Raw genomic sequence first — 16,924 nt, 5'->3', positions numbered from 1 at the left:
TTAAATGTGAGATGATTATGGGAGTAGATTTAGTGAAAGCGCTACAGCGTGAACGAAGAAAAGAAGAACAAAAAAATCCGGATGAAACCCTGGCTGCGTTTAAGCGTCTTTTAGCTGAAGATGATGCACTGGAAACGGAAATTCTTGAGAACCTAAAGTCCATTGGGGAAGCCAATATAAACTCGGACCTGGATTTAAGTCAATTGGATCCCGATCGAATTTTCAGTCTCAACCAAATCAAAAGTCTCTGCACCCGCTATCGCCTACGATTTTTGGATTCAGCTTATTTCAAAGGTGAAATCCCCTACGAGGCTATCCAAAAAATCAAGTCCCTGCAAAAGGAGCAAGATCAAAAATTAAGGGGCTTCAAACTGATTGCTCCTGCCCCTATGTTTGAGCTAAAGTACAAGGATAAAGACCCGCTACTCATGCTGCCCATTTCGCAGAATCATTATTATTTGGTGCACAAGTGGGGCAATGATTTACATCCCTTAAGAGCTTTATTGGTATTCCCTTTCCGCAGTTTCCAGAGCCTGCTTTTAAGCGTAGCCTTAATGGCCGCTTTCATAGTTTCGCTATTTCCGGATTCGGTAGTGATGGGCCCCTTGGATGAACACAGTTGGAATATCCGCATTATCTTTTTCTTCTACCTCTTTTTAGCCTTTAGTGCTTTTAGCGCTTTATACGGCTTTAGCCGGATGAAGAATTTCAATTCCGAATTATGGAATAGTCGTTATATGGATTAGGATTCTAATCCCGCCGCCCGAAAGGCCTGACGCATATGACGCTCATGATGATAAAAGACCACTCGTAAAGTATCGCCCAAACGCAATTTGATCAAACTGGAAATACTAATGCCAGTTTTGGTCTTTTGCCAATCCCGATCTTTCAGGTCGGCAACCAAAATGGCCCAGGCCTTTAATTGGGTTTCAAACTGTTCCAAGACCTCCATGCGGGTATCGGATAAAGAAGGATTCATATTCTTGAAGGTATTCATGGTTTTAAAACCTTCCTTAGGCCACATACTGGCTGTAAAATACTCGCCTAACCATGAGCTTTTAAATCGATCAGCTTTCAACTTTGCCGCAGATTGACCGGCCCGCTTTACTTCCGGTAAATAGAAATCCCCATAACGACATAAATGCTCCATGCACTCTAAGGCCGACCATTTATCGGGAGCTGGTTGCTGCTTTAATTCAGTATTGGATAAGGCCTGTAAGAGGGCCAATTCCTTTTGGTGCTTAGCAATAAGACCCTGTAATTCCTGGTATAAACTGCTTTGACTTCCTTTCATCTTTAGATTTTTAGCAAAGTTGCCAAAGCCCGGCTCCCCCAATCTTGAGCGAAATCAAGAATTCAATAATCGGGATAAAGTCTCGGGACTCATCCGTAAATAACTAGCGATGTATTTATGAGGTACCTCCTGAAACAAGCGAGGGCTGCGCTCTAAAACTCTTTGCAAACGCTGCCGCGGATCAGCAATCATTAAATCCTGCTCCCTTTCCAACATATCATAAATCAACTGGTACAATCCTTCCATCCAAAGGTCACGTAATTCCGGATGTTGTTTCAATCGACTTTCGAAAGCTTCTTTTGAGCAGGACACCAAGGTGGTTTTACGCAAGGCCTGAACCGAAAATCGACTGGACTCCCCTTTGATATAGGAATCTAAAACTGAAATCAGATCGCCTTCATAACCAAAACGCACCCCATATTTTTGTTCCTCTTCCAGGGTGAAAATTCGCAATAAACCCTCCTTTACCCAATAGATATTCTGATCCTTCCGTGGTGGTTCACAGAGATAATCTCCCCGCTTTAAGATGAGCGGCGGCGACCAGTTTATTGTTTCTTTTAAAAGGCTAAAGAGATCCACGCTTATTGAAAAGCGGAATTTAGGCAATCTTATTCTTCCTTCCGGAAAATCTCTAAACAGCCTTCGAGGCTTAAGGCGTCCTTGATAGAATAGGGACCGATTGCCTCTCGGCGCAAAGCCGTTAAATGTGCACCATTATTTAAAGCCGCTCCAAAATCGTGGGCCAGAGACCGAATGTAAGTTCCCTTGCTGCACTTCACTTCGAAGTCCACTTCCGGAAAAGCTTTGGCATCCACCTTAAAATCGTGGATCATTACCTGGCGTGACTTTAATTCGGGCTTCTCTCCTTCGCGAGCCATTTCATAGGCCTTCTTACCACCTTGCTTAATGGCTGAGAAAATGGGAGGAACTTGATCAATCAGACCCTTGAATTGATCAGCCGCTTTTTGGATATCCTCTTCACTTATCCCCTCTGTGGACCATTGCTGATCCACCTCCGTTTCCAGATCGTAACTGGGAGTAGTAGCGCCAATTTTGAATGTCCCGGTATAGACCTTGTCCATGCCCATCAAATCATTGATGGTTTTGGTTTTTCGTCCCACCGCAATCAACAATAAACCAGTGGCCAGAGGATCAAGAGTCCCGGCATGCCCCACCTTTAGCTTCTTGAAGCCATAAGCCTTACGAAGAGCATAACGCAGCTTATTCACCACGTCGAAAGAGGTCCAATTCAGAGGTTTATCGATCAGTAATAACTGACCTTCCTCAATTTCTGTCTTGCTGTAAATCAAAAAGCAATAAATCTAGAAATGATAGCCAGGATACCTATCACAAAACAATAGAGGGCAAAGTAGTTCAGATTGGCCCGCTTCACGATATCAATCATCCAATTACAGGCCCACCAGCCCGTAACAAAGGCAGCACCAAAGCCCAGGAAAATAGGAACCGGAATCCCTTCTTCCATACTTAAACCGCCATCCATAATATCCTTAGCCATTTTCCCTACAATCAGAGGTACTACCATTAAAAAGGAAAAGCGTGCCGCGCGTTCGCGACTTACTCCCAATAATAAGGCCGTTGATATCGTTGCACCGCTACGGCTAATACCCGGTAAGATGGCAATGGCCTGAGCAATACCAATCATTAAACCTTTACCGCTGGTAACATAGCCATCACCCGCTTTGGTGTTATTGGCAAAAAGCAAAAGCACTCCGGTAATAAGCAGCATGGCTCCTACTAAAAGAACCTGACCTCCAAAGAGTGCCTCAATTTGTTCGTCCAGAAAAACACCGACCAGAGCCGCCGGAATCATAGAGATCACGATATTGAGGCTAAATCGAAATTCGTCGTTCTTCTTAAACTGGAACAGTCCTTTGAAGATGATTCCTACTTCCTTCCGGAAAACCAGAATCGTCGCTAAAGCCGTGGCAAAATGCACCACCACCGTAAATAACAAACTTTCTTCCGGTACGGAGGTATCCCCAAAAATGGCCTTGGCCAATTCCAGGTGACCACTGCTACTTACCGGTAAAAACTCAGTCAAGCCCTGAATAATCCCCAGGACTATGGCTTCCAGTTTACCCATTTTTCTCGCTAGGTGTCATAATTGCGTAAATCTCCAATACCAAGCCGGCCAAGAGAATTAGCGGAGCCCAGGTTAATCTGCGACTGTTAAAAATCTCAGGATTAAAAACATTGGGATCATCACTGCCGCCGCCGGCCATTAGGAGGTATCCAATACCTATCAGCAGAACTCCAGCTCCCATTAAGAGATAATTCTTTTTCCCGAATACAAAAGTTTGGTTTTGCATATCTAAAAGTATAATTGATCGGTCTTTAGCTTCAGGTATTTCCTGAGTGCAAAGAAAGTACAAGTAAACGATATTAAAAGTCCTGCGCTAAAAATTGCTGCAGCAATCAGGCTTAAACCCAAAGGTGCTTGAAATTCGGATAGCCCCGGAATATAAGTTTGTAAATAATAAAGGCATAGCGCCAATAACGCGAGGGCAATGAAAGCACCAATGGCACCGTGCACCAAGCTCATCATTAAGAAGGGTTTACGAATAAAATTGCGTGTTGCCCCCACTAATTGCATGGTCTTAATTAAGAAGCGCTTGGAGTAAATCGCCAGGCGGATACTAGAGTTAATTAATGCCACCGCAATTAAACTTAAGAGCACTGCACCCGCCAAAAGTCCATAACCCAGCATCTTAAGGTTTTCATTCATTTTCTCAATCAGCAAGCGATCGTAAACCACCTCACTAACAAAGTCCAGGACCTCAAATTCTTTGCTCAAAGCAGCCAGGCGATCCACCTCTAATTCTTCCGCTTTCAATTTAAGCTCGATACCATCACGCAGAGGATTATATCCCAAAAAGTCAATAAAGTCCTCATCCAGAGTTTGCATTAACTCTTCTGCCGCATCATCTTTAGAGATAATCCGAGCCGACTTGGTATAAGGTGCCACTTGTAAAGTGGTATAGAACTGATTCACTTCTGCCTTGGAGGCATCCTCCGTTAATAGAATGGTTAGGCTAAAGTCTTCCTTCACGGAACGACTGATTTCCTGGGTGTTCATGATGAGAACCCCAAATAAACCCAGTACAAAAAGTACCAGGGAAATGCTTATCACTACCGAAAAGTAAGAGGAGCGCAAACGGCGCTTAGTAAATCGGTCTTCCCGTTTTGTCATTCGTAGAGTGCTGTTCTGACTGCTGGCGAAAGTAGCCAAATTCGATAAATGCGGAACCTAAGATAAAGTTAACCCTTCATCGAAGAAAGTCGACCCTTTAAATAAATTTCTACTCAGGCTTCCCTGTTAACAAATAAGTTAGCTCCTGAATAATTCAATTTCTGCAACTCGTAATTTCGTTGAATTCGATGACGAGCGTAAAGCACTAAAAATCTAGGCCTTGAAGTACCTGGGACGAAAAATAGTCTTCTTCCTAATCATCCTGATTCCCTTTTGGAGTTTTCTGGTTTGGTTCTTTTACCCTAAAACTGAGCTTCCGGGCTTAATTTTAGACAAAACCGTTTTGGAGCCATCCGGAGTAGAACACCGTTCTTTTAACTGGATTACCACCAATCGGAAATTTGTAAAACCCGATGGCTCCCAGTATGAGATTAGCGAAGACTACTATGGCTTTTTCCCCATCAACCGCCCGGAATATGTTGTAAAAGACTTAACGGTATTTAATAATGCCGATTTGGATAGTATGGCGCGCGACATGGAGTACGTCTATTATACCGATGCCTATGGTATTTATACCAATGAATGGGTTTATGGACGTGACATTAACGAACGTTCGCGCCTGGTTTATGGTGGTTTGTCGGAGCAGAGCTATAAGCTTTTCGAAAAAATGTTCCGCAATCGTAAGTTAACGCTAACGGAATTTAACAACCTCGCCTCGCCAACTCCGCTGCAATTGCGCTTTAAAATGCAGCGTCTATTAGAATTAGACTTCACCGGTTGGACCGGTCGCTATTACCACTCCCTGGACACTCTCCTTAATCCAGATATCCCGGGTTGGATGCGACGCCTACACCGCTATTACTACAAAAAGCCTTTTGATTATCCGGATGTGCCCGGGATGGTATTTGTGCATGAGACCGAACGCATTTTTGTCCTGGAAATGGATAAAGACGTGGAGCATGAACTCCCGATCATTAATACCGGAGAATACCTTATCGATCAATACAACTTACCGGAGTTCATCCGCTATCCCTATTGGTTTGACGTATGCTTCGCCAGAGACACCAATGATGTATTTTCTACCTATAAAATACATACTACCGAAAGAGGCGATTCGATCATGGCCTCGCATCATCTCCCCAATGAATTCCCCGCAATTATTGGGGATCACAAAGAACATTTGCGTTGGTATTTCTGCGGCGACTGGGCGGACTCTCCCACTCCTTTTGGCCTGAGCTATTTTAAGGGCGTACAGTTTATGCGGAAATTCTTCTACAATAACCGCGATGATTTGGATCGAAAAAAGTTCTTCTGGGAATATTACGAACCTTTGGTTTCTGGTCTATTTGAAGACTATATCGACATGATGGATACCATTGAAGGCCCACGCCCCCTTCCTCCGCATCATCGCAATTACATTCCCTTTTACCGCCGATACAATATCCCTTTACCGGATGTGGACCTGATTGCCAGTGGAAGGGTTTACAATCCTAATGAAGTATTGGGTTCTGAGTATAAGGAAAGGGCTTATCGAGATTCGGTACTGCAAGCCGAACGTGAGGAAGCCTCGCGCACGGGTTACTATATCGGACAATATGGCGACACGGTTTTCCTTACGGATGAAGAAATGCATGAATTGGAAGAGCAAACACGCTATGAAAATTCCATGCAATCCAGACGTGACTCGATTAAGCGTCGTCGTTTAGATTCTGTGCGTGGAGTTGGCGAATTCTCCGATCCCTATCGCCTCATTAAAATTGACTCTACTTATTTACGCGGGGGCCGTATCCCGGTTAATATTCCTTTAACCAAGGCTGAGATAAAACGCAGAGCACAAATGAAAGCGGCGGCTGAAAAGGCCGCTCAAAACCGGGCTGAAGCAATAGTAGACAGTATGCTGGAGTCTGAATCGGGTCCAGGTCCAGGAGAAACAAACACTGCTGATCCCCCTAAAAATGAAGAACTCAGCGCAGGTTTTAGAAGCCCTACTCGCTCTAGTACCGCGCCAAAGCCGGTCATTAATAATCGCTACAGACTGGGCGGACGATTAGCTACAAACCAAAAAGAGAAAGGATTTAAAGCTCCCAAGAAAATAGATGCAATGGTCTATGAGGGCGGCAGTCCTGAACCCCAAGAGCAAGTAGCATCTGACACTACAGATGGGAATAGCTCCCTGGAATCCAATGCGCCAGCTACTGCAAGTTCCGAGCAGGAAGATTCTGTTGCCGAAGAACCTATAGGCCCGCGTTGGCATGTGATTATTGCGAGTTTCCCGGATAAGGCCCTGGGTGAAGAATTTATCCGCCGGAAAAAGAAATCCATGGAACTCCTCTACGTCCCTGAAAATGACAGCTACCGGGTTTCCTATGCCCAGTTTAAGGATCGACGCAGTGCCAATAAGGAGGTGATCAATTTAATGACTTCCTATCCAGATGCCTGGGTTTTAAAGGTAGACTAGTACCTAAAAAAATACGGCAAACGACGTATTGCTGAAACTAACTCATTCGGAGACATTTGATTTCAAATCACTCTCCGATGAAAAGTAATACCCTGGCAATTTTATTGACTTTATTGCTGTCCCTGGGCTTGAAGGCCCAAAACGTGCAATACGAAATCACTTACGACAATCCCGACTTCCGCCCATTTTGGAACCTCAACCTTTCCTATTTTGATGTTGATGTCCCGGTATTAAACCTGGATGCCATTAACTTCAATGCAGGTATTTGGGGCAATGTGGAGCCGGTAGAAGGCATTGGCATTGATTATCGCTACCGTCGAAGCTACCTCACCATGGCCCAAATCGGCTATAAAAGCCCTCCCTCCTTTAGCAATTTCGAATTAGGAGGCTACTTCCGTTTTGCAGGATATACCAAAGTAAAAGCTACTCCAGTGATCTTGGATATTGAATGGGATGCCGATGGAAATGACTTTAATGACGAAAGAGTTTTCGCGATGAAATCCATCAGCATTCAAGCTAAAAACCGTCGCGACTATTTGCTTCGAGCCGGTTACTACCACCTATCGAGCCCCATTACCGTAGATGATGTAACGGATGATAATGGTACAGACATCTTTGCGGATGGACTGGGCAAAGCCTCCATTAATGGACTTTATGCCGGTTTGAGCATGCGTACCATTCGCAATGTATTTATCAAGACCGATAATTTTGGCGAGCAATTTACCTCCATGGGACGCCTACTGTATTTGGATGCCATTTTTGCCGGAACCAGTATTAGTGATCCATACGAGAATCCCACCCTTCCATTTAATGAAGAGGCCGCTAAAGATGCCATTGGCTCCTTACCTATTGGGTTTCGCATCGGCCTTAGCACCTTCCAGGTAGAAAAGAAGGACCGTACTGGTAAAAAGTTTGGAATGTCCACCAATTACGAAGCCGGATACCGCCCTTATATCGGCTGGTACATTAGCGGCGGTCTGGGCATCACTCTGGTGAAATGGAATAAATAATGCGCTTTTTCGGCCTTTGCCTTCTTGCGGGCTTATTTCACCTTTCCTTAAAAGCTCAGCTCAGCACTTTCCAGTATTTGGAAGAAGACTACTATGCGGATGAACTGTACCTGGGTCTTTCCACTCGGCATGTAAACCTGGAATTTCCCAATGCCCTTCCTGCGGAAAATCATCGAATGAGTGCCTGGACGGGGGACTTCCTTTTATACCGGACCAATTTGGAGCCGGGGGGAATGCGCTACCTCTTCCGCAATAAAATCCTCGGAGAAATATTCTATGGCTTTGGGGAAGACTTTACCGACATCGCTCGGGCCGAAGGCAGTACCTTCAGTCATTTTCTGATAGGCGCTCATGACTTTAATTGGAACCTCTGGGTCCGGGATCGATGGGCCTTAGCTATGGGATTCAATCTCACTGATTTAGCCTTAGGCAGTACCTTCATTGTGAAGGACTCCCTGGGATATGAGCATCCTTTTACACCCGCTCCCCATGGTTGGTATGTTGGTCTGGGCCCGGCTTTAATGGCCGATTATTTGATCTCAGATTTCTTCCTTTTGGAGTTGCAAGCTGATTACACCTTTCACCTTAAAAACCTGGTACCACTTAGCTATGGCGAAAAGGCACCTGATATTGCAATGCCTCATCAGTATTTCCTTTCGGCCCATTTACTTACAAGTTGGGGTCTGTACACTGGAATAGAGGCATCATTCCTCAACGATCGCAGTGCCTATAATGGCGATGCTCGAAAACTGGAATGGCATTTTGGCTTTCGCCTGATGCTCTAATTAATACGGTTCCTGATTTTGGCGATCTTCTCCTAAATTTCGGAGCAGGGAGTTAATGAAACTCAAAACCAAAGAAAATAAGAGTGCCCACCAAAAATTGGCTACGTGAAAGCTGCTCAACATAGAATCAGCCAGCATTATTACCAAAGCATTAATCACGAAGAGGAAGAGCCCAAAAGTGAAAAGGGTGGCGGGCAATGTAAATAGCACCAATAATGGTTTAATAAATACATTGAGAAGCCCTAATACTATCGCTACACCGATGGCACTGGTAAAACCATCCAATTGAACTGCATCCCCTAAAATCCAGGCCGTAAAAAACACGCTCAGGGTATTTACCAAAAGTCTTAATAGAATACTTCTCATAGCTAAAACTTAACTTGCGATTCCAAATTTAAGTGAAAGATGAGAATGAGATCATTCCTGCTAGGACTTCCTGTCCTGGCCTTAATTTCTTGCCAAAACGCTCCAACCAAAGAAAAAGAAAGCATGATGCTTAGTGAAGAAGCCATGAAAACCGGGCAGGATCCGCATTCCTATGCCCAGGCTGATGCCAAAGTAAAGCACCTGAATTGGCTTGCTGATGTGAATTTTGAAAAGCAAGAAATCAGTGCCGTTGCCAATTGGGATATCGAGGTGCAAGCTGGTGCCCAGAACATTTTCTTTGACATCTACGATTTACAGATCGACTCGATTAAAGTAGATGGCGATTTGGTGAATTTTGCTCTAAGTCCATTCGATCATCACTTAGGTCAGGGTTTACGTATTCCCATCAGCGAAAGCTCCAAAAAAGTAAGTATCTATTACCGCACTGGCGATGATGCCCGTGCCTTGCAATGGTTAGATCCAGCTCAAACCGCAGATAAGAACCACCCCTTCCTTTTTACTCAAAGTCAGGCGATTTTAGCCCGTTCTTGGGTACCTACTCAAGATAGCCCCGGTATTCGTTTCACCTATGACGCCAAGGTGAGCGTACCTAAAGATATGATTGCCTTAATGAGTGCTTCCAACCCTATGGAACGTTCGGATGATGGCACTTATAAATTCCAAATGCCCCAAGCCATCCCTTCCTATTTATTAGCTATGGCCGTGGGTAATGTACGCTTCGAAGCGATTAGCGACCGTACTGGTGTTTATGCCGAACCCTCGCTTTTAGATACCTCAGCCTACGAATTTGCCGATCTTGAAAAAATGGTTCAGGCCGCCGAAAGTCTGTATGGCCCCTATGCCTGGGGACGCTATGACCTGATTGTTTTACCTCCTTCTTTCCCCTTTGGCGGGATGGAGAACCCACGTTTAACCTTCGCCACCCCTACCATCCTTGCGGGCGACCGATCTTTGGTAAGCTTGGTAGCACATGAGTTAGCGCATAGCTGGAGTGGCAACCTGGTAACCAATGCCACCTGGGATGATTTCTGGTTAAATGAAGGATTTACCGTTTACTTCGAACACCGTATTATGGAAGCGGTTTATGGCCGAGAGTATTCTGAAATGTTGGCCAGCTTAACTCGCGCAGGACTGCAGGAAGCTGCCGCCGAAATGCTGAAAGAGGTGCCCAATGACACCAAATTAAAACTGGATTTGGAAGGCCGTAATCCCGACGATGGCGTAACCAGCATTCCCTACGACAAAGGATACTTCTTCCTTCGCTTAATTGAAGAAACGGTTGGTCGTGAGCGTTTTGATGAGTTCTTGAAAAACTATTTCCAAGGTCACAAATTTGAAGTGATGACCACCGAAGAGTTTATCGCTTACTTAAAGGAGAACCTTTTAAGCGAAGAAGAATATGCTGCTATTAAAGGCGATGAGTGGATTTATGAAACTGGCATTCCAGATAATTTACCCGAAGTACAAAGCGATCGCTTCCAAAAAGTAGATGCTGCTTTAAATGCATTCTTAAACAGTGGCGATCTGCCTGCCAACACTATTACTGATGCCTGGACTACCCATGAGTGGTTGCATCTTATTAATAGCTTGCCAGACACTACCAGCTTAGAGCAATTAGCCCAATTGGATGAAGCCTATGGTTTAAGTGCCAGCGGGAATAGTGAAATCTCCGCCGCTTGGTTCCAACCTACCATTGCCGCCGGTTACGAAGCGGTATATCCTAAGGTGGAAAGCTTCTTAACTTCAGTGGGTCGTCGTAAATTCTTAACCCCAACCTATAAGGCCTTATTAAGTGCCGGTCAGGATAAGATGGCCAAAGATATTTACTCCAAAGCCCGTCCTAATTACCACGCGGTAAGCCGTGAAACCATGGACGCCTTATTAGACTGGAAAGAATAATAGCTAAAGAATTTCAGTAAAGCCCGTTTCGTTTTGTACGTGACGGGCTTTTTTTATTGGAAAATAATCCGAGCTTAGGCAGATCCTTATACTAATTCCAGAAAAGCAAAGTTTGCCTACAAAATTCAGTTATGTCGAAACTCAATCGTTACAATCAAAAGCTATTGGCCGTAATTGGCACCATTGTATTAATTATCGGTGCTGGCAGTATTCTCCTGGGTATAGGAATTTGGCTTGTGGATGAGTTTTTCGACTCTCCGAAGCGCCAGGAAACCGGAGTTTTAATTCAAGATCCGGAGAATCCCGATGCCGATCCGGAAGCTCCTACTGTAAAACAAAGCTTGAGTTTTTACGATCCGGTTCGTTTGGATACCATCGGTTCATCCTACCTAATTCCCGTGGGACAGAAAAACCAGGAACCCCGCGACGGTCGAAGAAATTACAAATTTGGCTCGGGAGAGATCTTAAGTTATTCTAAAGGCTATTATCAATATCAAATCGGGCTTCACAACAATTTTGTGATTTACAATCATCAAGATGAAAGTCGTAGAAAGGTTTTCAATCAATTAGTGGCAGTAAGCCAATGGGCCTATTACCGCAATGACAGCAATAAGGTTTTACTCTTCAAAGCCAGCACGGAGGACAATAATCACGATGCTGTATTGGATGACCTGGACCATCAAAAACTCTTTGTGTACAGCATTCAAAATCAAGAACTACAAGAGTTTAAATTGGCTCATCATCAGGTAATCGACTTTAAGCCCATGGAAAGTAGCCCCTTGATTGCGATCGAAACACGCCTGGATTTAAATGAGAACGACATTTACAAATATGAAGAGCCAATTGAGTATTATGCTTTGAATCTGCAGACTATGACCTTGGCGCCCTTAGTATCAACGGAGCTTAAAACGGAAATGCAAGGCATTTTAGATCAAGATAAAGCTGGTCGGCCTTAAATAGGGAGCAAAAAAAACCGCCTGGTTCTAACCAGGCGGCCTCCGATAAGCAGAAAATACTATTCTGCAACCAAATCAAGCGTTTGGGCGGTAGTAGTAAGCCCTTGTAAATCTGATAATAAGAAGGTGATTTTACCGCTGCATTTCTTGCGCTCGGTTACGTTCACCGAAATAAACTCATCGGCCAACTCAATGTCCTCGTAAGAAAGGGTGAGCTTGCCATTGTTAACTGTGGCCTGCATGGTTCCGGTCGTTTCGTAACCACTTACGGAATACACACCAAACCAACGTTTATCATTCACCTTGGGATAAATCACAAATTCATCCGCCTTAATAGCTCCTGGAGCATTGGCACCACTTTGCCAGTTCAGGGTTTTAGAGGCAGTTGGAATTTCAGTAAGATGCAATAACATGTATTGCTTGCGGTCCAATACATCATCCTTATAAATGAAAATGTCGAAATAGGTTTTATTGGTATTCACATCAGTGGCGACATAAGCACTGTACTTGTTTAAGCTGGTGCTATCAGTGCCTACTGAAATCATGTTATTGGTTAAGGCTGAAGGATTGTTGTTACCATTATTACCCGGATCATTGTTTGTAGAGTCATCATCCTTTTCACAGGCGATTAAACTTAATGCGAGCAATGGTAAGATTAGCAGACGTTTCATAAAAATGGGGGTTTAAATTGATTTAGGCCAAAACTAGAAGCTGTGGCCAGCGGCATCAATAAGGCATTTGCCGCATTTGCTTAGCTGCCTGCGATCTAAGCCTTCAATCCTCTAAATATTGATCCCAATAAAACTGCATAAAACGCTCCTTCCAACTATCGACGGTAAAACCGCGCCATAATTTGCGCGGCTCACCATCCTTGATTAAAAGCAAAGCGGGACCAATATTCTGTTGAATCTTCTTTTGCACCATTTGATTCTGATCATAGAAATTTGGAAAGTCTTGATGATACAATTCAAGACTTGGCTGAAAGCGCCTATTAGTCGTGTCCCCTAAATAAACCGATAAAACCTTAAGCGCCTCCCCCTTGTGTCGATAGGCAAAAATTCTCAGACTTCGATCTTGCCGGATGCAGGCTGAACAGCCCAAATGCCAATAGCTCAGAAAGTAAGTGGTATCGGAACTAAACTGGTAAGCTTCATCATAACCTTTTTGAAATGGATATAACTGAAGTTCATCAGACGAAGTATCCTCAATTTCTAAACCATTAACCTCAGAGCGATAAACCCAAACCCCTAGCATGGAAATAGGTACTAATAAGTATAATAGGTAAAAGGTCCAAGGCTGTTTTTTCTGAAAAGTAAAATAGGCTATTAAGAGGGGAAGAGTACTGTTAAAGAGGATAGTGGGAATATCAGATAAAGGCAAGGCCAAAGCCACGATAACCATCCACTGCCACAGTCGCTGTGGTAATTTACCCACTAAAAATCCCAAAGCCAGAGAGTCTAAAACAACGATAATATCATCGTATTGAAAGCTTAAGTTTCGAAGGACAAAAAAGACGAAAGCCCAAATAAGACCGATTGCAATTTTCTTAAAGTACCCCATGGCTCTTAAAAGCTACAATCCTTTAAAGAAACAGATTTCCCCTCCTCATTTTGGCAGGCAAATAATAAACATAAGGCCCCCAGAAAGATTGCGATGTTCTTCTTCATCACTTAAAATATTAGAATTCATGAGTGTGGCTTTCACACCTGGGGGTAAAACACTCAAATAAAATAAGGATAGCGCGATACTAAACGCCTATGAAACATTTATAAACGCTTAATCAAACTATTAAAATTGGGGGAAGAAACAGCTCTCTAATTTAAGCCATATAATAGACTCTTTTCACCCGGGCTGAAATTCCGGTTAAAACCTCATAAGCAATGGTATTCATCGCAGTGGCCATTTCCTGCACCGGCAAATCCTGACCAAATATGAGTACCTCATCGCCCTCTTTTATAGGGTCATCGCCAACGGCCACCATGCACATATCCATGCAAACCCGACCTACAATCGGATAATGCTTTCCGCGAATGCTAATATGGCCCTTGCCATTGCTTAAACTGCGGGCATAACCATCGGCATAGCCAATGGAAACCACCGCAATACGCTCCTTAGCTTCAGCCTTCCAAGTGCGGCCATAGCCAACACTATCACCCGCTTCCACCTCTTTAACTTGCGATACGGTGGCCTTTAATTCCGCCACTGCCAACAACTGAGCTTGCTCCTCTGGATGAGGTGCTACACCATACAAGCCGATTCCCAATCTCACCATATCAAAATAGGCCTCGGGATAAGCTTCAATGGCACCGGTATTGGCAATATGTTTTAAAAAGCCTGTGCCGAGCTCCTTTTCTAAAAGTATGGTCATGCTTTGAAAGCGAGCAATCTGAGTCCGGGTAAACTCGGCTTCCGCCGGATCGTCTGAAGCAGCTAAATGCGAGAAAACAGAAGCCAATTCCAATTCCGGGCAAGCCTTTAATTCCAGCATCACTTGCTCCAATTCATTGGCAGAAAAGCCCAGACGATTCATGCCGGTTTCCAGCTTCAAATGAATTTTGAGTCCTTCATTTCGGAGTCGAGCTAATTGCACGATTTCCTCCAATCTTTTAAAGCTGTAAACCTCGGGTTCCAACTGATAATCGAAAAAAGAATCCAAGGCGGAAGATTCAGGGTTAAGCACCATTATCGGCAGCGATATTCCTGCTTTGCGCAGCGCTACCCCTTCATCGGCATAAGCCACAGCCAGATAATCCACCCCATGAAAAGCCAATACCCGCGCAACCTCCTCACTACCCGTGCCATAAGCAAAGGCCTTAACCATCACCATGAGCTTGGTACCTTTTTGCAGGCGACTGCGGTAATAGTTAAGATTGTGCACCAGGCGATTTAAGTGAATCTCCATCACGGTTTCATGTCGCTGTCGAGCTAATATCTTATCGATCTTCTCAAAGGCAAAAGGTCGGGAACCCTTTAAAAGCACAGCCCGCCCCTGCCAGGAGTATTGAAACATCTGAGCCATAAAGGCCTCGGTAGATTCGAAGTACTCTACCGGAACTTGAATATTTAGAGGATGGGACTGCAATTGAGGTCCGATCGCGAATATCTGCTGAATATCCTGATTGGCAATTACCTGCGACAAGGCCTCTTGCAAGGCTTCCGCCGAAAGGCCAGATTGCATCATATCACTCAAGACCAAAACCTTAGATCGATCCTTACCATGTTCCTGCAAAAAGTGAAGTGCAATGCGCAAGGATTCTAAATCACTATTGTAAGCATCATTAATGAGTAGGGTATTTTGATGCCCCTCCTTCATCTCCAATCGCATCTCAATTGGGCTCAAGGCCTGAAGCGCCTTTTGTAAAGTTTTGGGCTCCACTCCCAAATGCAAGGCCATATACAAAGCATTGACCGCATTCTGAATGGAGGCCTCATCTCCGAAAGGAATGCGTGCCTCTACATCGAAAATGGGATTGTGAAAACGGAAATGGCAATGATCGCTTCCCTGATCCAATATCTCCAACCAGGCTTCGGCTTTGCCCTTTTCTTTTGACCAGGGATAGGTCTTCAATTTGTGGTCGGACTTAAAGCTTTCAATTTCTTCCGCCAATTCTGCTTGATCGGCCGGATAGATTAAAAACTTCGCTTCTTGAAAGAGCTTTAATTTCTCTTGTATCTTCTGTTTATTATCGCGGAAATTCTCTCCGTGGGCCGAACCAATATTGCTAAAGATTCCGGCTTCGGGTTTTAAGATCGACTCTAATTGGGCCATTTCACCCGGAAGGGAAATTCCGGCCTCAAAAATGCCGATCTCACAATTTTCGGGCATCGCCCATAAGGCCAAAGGAACCCCAATCTGTGAATTGAAACTTTTAGGACTGCGATACACATTGGGCAGGCTATTCGTCAGGCGATACAGCCATTCCTTCACCACCGTTTTACCATTGCTGCCAGTAATGGCAATCAATTTGGGATTTAGCTCCTGGCGAATCGCCCGAGCTAATTTTTGCAATGCTTGAAGACTGCTGGGGCAGACTAAGAAAAGAGCTTGATCTAATCCGGGTACATCAGGAAGTTCTTCCACAACAAAAAGGCGAACTCCTTTCTGGTAAAGACTTTCAACATAATGATGTCCGTCGTGATGCTTGCCGCGAAGCGCAAAGAATAATTGTCCTTCTCCGGCACTAAACTGTCTGCTATCAAAAAGGATTCTGCCAACTTCTTGAGCTGGAACCGGTGGGTGCTTTGCCCCGATGCGATCCGCTATTTGTTGACTGTTCCAATTCACAATTTAGCCTTCTTTTCCTGAGCGCGAATTTCATTAAAGGCCGCTCTGCTCAAGGGCTCGTATTGCTCTTTAGCTCCTAAAAACACCTGCTTCTGATCGGCAGTAGTACGATGTGAATAATGGGCCAAATTGCCGGTACGCATACACACCGCGTGCACCTTGGTTACATACTCGGCGGTAGCCATTAAATAAGGCATGGGACCAAAAGGCCGACCTTGAAAATCCATATCCAAACCTGCCACAATAACCCGGCAACCGCGATTGGCCAGTTCATTGCAAACCTCTACGATTCCTTCATCAAAAAACTGAGCCTCATCAATCCCTACTACATCCACATCATCGGCTAAAATCAGAATGTTGGAGCTTCCTTCTACGGGAGTACTGCGAATGGCATTATTGTCGTGGCTCACCACTTCTTCCTCACTATAGCGGGTATCGACCAGCGGTTTAAAAATCTCCACTTTTTGACGCGCAAACTGCGCTCTTTTTAATCGACGAATAAGCTCCTCAGTCTTGCCGGAAAACATGCTTCCGCAGATTACTTCGATACAGCCGCTAGGCTTTTGATGATTTACTGTATTTTCGAGGAACATTTTTTCGCTTAATTACAGCACAAAACTAAGGAATAAACACGCCGTT

General features: G+C 44.4%; 17 protein-coding genes. 6 read left to right on the top strand and 11 right to left on the bottom strand.

Annotated features, from left to right (window positions below):
* The first annotated feature begins 17 nt into the window (after positions 1–17).
* The gene (locus tag ACO05P_RS14890) at positions 18–746 is read left to right on the top strand and encodes a hypothetical protein (protein ID WP_421752035.1); all 729 of its coding nucleotides are present in this window, start codon (positions 18–20) and stop codon (positions 744–746) included.
* Here ACO05P_RS14890 and ACO05P_RS14885 read toward each other — a convergent pair.
* The 6 genes from ACO05P_RS14885 to ACO05P_RS14860 are packed head-to-tail and all read right to left on the bottom strand — an operon-like array spanning position 743 to position 4,505.
* Positions 743–1,294, bottom strand: a complete 552-nt coding sequence (locus ACO05P_RS14885) for a DinB family protein (protein WP_421752034.1) — start codon at positions 1,292–1,294, stop codon at positions 743–745. The genes ACO05P_RS14890 and ACO05P_RS14885 overlap by 4 nt on opposite strands.
* Positions 1,295–1,348: 54 nt before the next feature.
* On the bottom strand, positions 1,349–1,873 hold the full coding sequence (locus ACO05P_RS14880; protein ID WP_421752032.1) for a Crp/Fnr family transcriptional regulator: 525 nt from the start codon (positions 1,871–1,873) through the stop codon (positions 1,349–1,351).
* A gap of 29 nt (positions 1,874–1,902) precedes the next feature.
* Complete coding sequence (truB, locus tag ACO05P_RS14875; protein WP_421752030.1) at positions 1,903–2,604, bottom strand: tRNA pseudouridine(55) synthase TruB; 702 nt, start codon at positions 2,602–2,604, stop codon at positions 1,903–1,905.
* Positions 2,601–3,398: an undecaprenyl-diphosphate phosphatase gene (locus ACO05P_RS14870; protein ID WP_421752029.1), complete on the bottom strand. Its 798-nt coding sequence runs from the start codon at positions 3,396–3,398 to the stop codon at positions 2,601–2,603. Before ACO05P_RS14870 ends, truB begins: the two co-directional genes overlap by 4 nt.
* On the bottom strand, positions 3,391–3,624 hold the full coding sequence (locus tag ACO05P_RS14865; RefSeq protein WP_421752027.1) for a DUF3098 domain-containing protein: 234 nt from the start codon (positions 3,622–3,624) through the stop codon (positions 3,391–3,393). Before ACO05P_RS14865 ends, ACO05P_RS14870 begins: the two co-directional genes overlap by 8 nt.
* A gap of 2 nt (positions 3,625–3,626) precedes the next feature.
* On the bottom strand, positions 3,627–4,505 hold the full coding sequence (locus ACO05P_RS14860) for a cell division protein FtsX (protein ID WP_421752025.1): 879 nt from the start codon (positions 4,503–4,505) through the stop codon (positions 3,627–3,629).
* A 220-nt stretch (positions 4,506–4,725) separates the two neighbouring features.
* On the opposite strand from ACO05P_RS14860, the gene ACO05P_RS14855 reads away from it, so the two are divergent.
* From ACO05P_RS14855 to ACO05P_RS14845, 3 genes are all read left to right on the top strand, one after another.
* Complete coding sequence (locus tag ACO05P_RS14855; RefSeq protein ID WP_421752023.1) at positions 4,726–6,963, top strand: SPOR domain-containing protein; 2,238 nt, start codon at positions 4,726–4,728, stop codon at positions 6,961–6,963.
* A gap of 77 nt (positions 6,964–7,040) precedes the next feature.
* Positions 7,041–7,973: a hypothetical protein gene (locus ACO05P_RS14850; RefSeq protein ID WP_421752022.1), complete on the top strand. Its 933-nt coding sequence runs from the start codon at positions 7,041–7,043 to the stop codon at positions 7,971–7,973.
* Positions 7,973–8,758: a hypothetical protein gene (locus ACO05P_RS14845; protein ID WP_421752021.1), complete on the top strand. Its 786-nt coding sequence runs from the start codon at positions 7,973–7,975 to the stop codon at positions 8,756–8,758. The genes ACO05P_RS14850 and ACO05P_RS14845 overlap by 1 nt, the downstream gene beginning before the upstream one ends.
* On the opposite strand, the gene ACO05P_RS14840 is transcribed toward ACO05P_RS14845, so the two are convergent.
* Positions 8,759–9,124, bottom strand: coding sequence for a phage holin family protein (locus tag ACO05P_RS14840; RefSeq protein ID WP_421752020.1), 366 nt, complete (start codon positions 9,122–9,124; stop codon positions 8,759–8,761).
* A gap of 39 nt (positions 9,125–9,163) precedes the next feature.
* Here ACO05P_RS14840 and ACO05P_RS14835 point away from each other — a divergent pair, with 39 nt between their 5' ends.
* Together ACO05P_RS14835 and ACO05P_RS14830 are read left to right on the top strand one after the other, a co-directional pair.
* Positions 9,164–11,044, top strand: coding sequence for a M1 family metallopeptidase (locus ACO05P_RS14835; RefSeq protein ID WP_421752019.1), 1,881 nt, complete (start codon positions 9,164–9,166; stop codon positions 11,042–11,044).
* 131 nt (positions 11,045–11,175) lie between these two features.
* Positions 11,176–12,000, top strand: a complete 825-nt coding sequence (locus ACO05P_RS14830) for a hypothetical protein (RefSeq protein WP_421752017.1) — start codon at positions 11,176–11,178, stop codon at positions 11,998–12,000.
* A 59-nt stretch (positions 12,001–12,059) separates the two neighbouring features.
* On the opposite strand, the gene ACO05P_RS14825 is transcribed toward ACO05P_RS14830, so the two are convergent.
* The 4 genes from ACO05P_RS14825 to ACO05P_RS14810 all read right to left on the bottom strand — a co-directional run bounded on the left by ACO05P_RS14825 (position 12,060) and on the right by ACO05P_RS14810 (position 16,878).
* Positions 12,060–12,671 carry a hypothetical protein gene (locus tag ACO05P_RS14825; RefSeq protein ID WP_421752015.1) on the bottom strand — a complete coding sequence of 204 codons (612 nt, stop codon included), beginning with the start codon at positions 12,669–12,671 and terminating at the stop codon, positions 12,060–12,062.
* Between the two features lie 103 nt (positions 12,672–12,774).
* The gene (locus tag ACO05P_RS14820; RefSeq protein WP_421752014.1) at positions 12,775–13,560 is read right to left on the bottom strand and encodes a hypothetical protein; all 786 of its coding nucleotides are present in this window, start codon (positions 13,558–13,560) and stop codon (positions 12,775–12,777) included.
* 259 nt (positions 13,561–13,819) lie between these two features.
* Complete coding sequence (locus tag ACO05P_RS14815) at positions 13,820–16,285, bottom strand: bifunctional UDP-N-acetylmuramoyl-tripeptide:D-alanyl-D-alanine ligase/alanine racemase (protein WP_421752012.1); 2,466 nt, start codon at positions 16,283–16,285, stop codon at positions 13,820–13,822.
* Entirely contained in the window at positions 16,282–16,878 is a 597-nt protein-coding gene (locus ACO05P_RS14810) for a thymidine kinase (protein WP_421752011.1), read from the bottom strand. Before ACO05P_RS14810 ends, ACO05P_RS14815 begins: the two co-directional genes overlap by 4 nt.
* Positions 16,879–16,924: the final 46 nt, after the last annotated feature.

The sequence above is a fragment of the Croceimicrobium sp. genome (assembly GCF_965228705.1).
Lineage (GTDB): Bacteria > Bacteroidota > Bacteroidia > Flavobacteriales > Schleiferiaceae > Croceimicrobium.
The sequence above is the reverse complement of the archived record's forward strand: the minus strand, read 5'-3'. Positions and strand labels throughout refer to the sequence as shown.

Coding starts and splice junctions, on each gene's coding strand:
- ACO05P_RS14890 (WP_421752035.1), top strand. CDS start 18: ATGGGAGTAGATTTAGTGAAAGCGCTACAGCGTGAACGAAGAAAAGAA.
- ACO05P_RS14885 (WP_421752034.1), bottom strand. CDS start 1,294: ATGAAAGGAAGTCAAAGCAGTTTATACCAGGAATTACAGGGTCTTATT.
- ACO05P_RS14870 (WP_421752029.1), bottom strand. CDS start 3,398: ATGGGTAAACTGGAAGCCATAGTCCTGGGGATTATTCAGGGCTTGACT.
- ACO05P_RS14865 (WP_421752027.1), bottom strand. CDS start 3,624: ATGCAAAACCAAACTTTTGTATTCGGGAAAAAGAATTATCTCTTAATG.
- ACO05P_RS14860 (WP_421752025.1), bottom strand. CDS start 4,505: ATGACAAAACGGGAAGACCGATTTACTAAGCGCCGTTTGCGCTCCTCT.
- ACO05P_RS14850 (WP_421752022.1), top strand. CDS start 7,041: ATGAAAAGTAATACCCTGGCAATTTTATTGACTTTATTGCTGTCCCTG.
- ACO05P_RS14845 (WP_421752021.1), top strand. CDS start 7,973: ATGCGCTTTTTCGGCCTTTGCCTTCTTGCGGGCTTATTTCACCTTTCC.
- ACO05P_RS14840 (WP_421752020.1), bottom strand. CDS start 9,124: ATGAGAAGTATTCTATTAAGACTTTTGGTAAATACCCTGAGCGTGTTT.
- ACO05P_RS14835 (WP_421752019.1), top strand. CDS start 9,164: ATGAGAATGAGATCATTCCTGCTAGGACTTCCTGTCCTGGCCTTAATT.
- ACO05P_RS14830 (WP_421752017.1), top strand. CDS start 11,176: ATGTCGAAACTCAATCGTTACAATCAAAAGCTATTGGCCGTAATTGGC.
- ACO05P_RS14825 (WP_421752015.1), bottom strand. CDS start 12,671: ATGAAACGTCTGCTAATCTTACCATTGCTCGCATTAAGTTTAATCGCC.
- ACO05P_RS14820 (WP_421752014.1), bottom strand. CDS start 13,560: ATGGGGTACTTTAAGAAAATTGCAATCGGTCTTATTTGGGCTTTCGTC.
- ACO05P_RS14810 (WP_421752011.1), bottom strand. CDS start 16,878: ATGTTCCTCGAAAATACAGTAAATCATCAAAAGCCTAGCGGCTGTATC.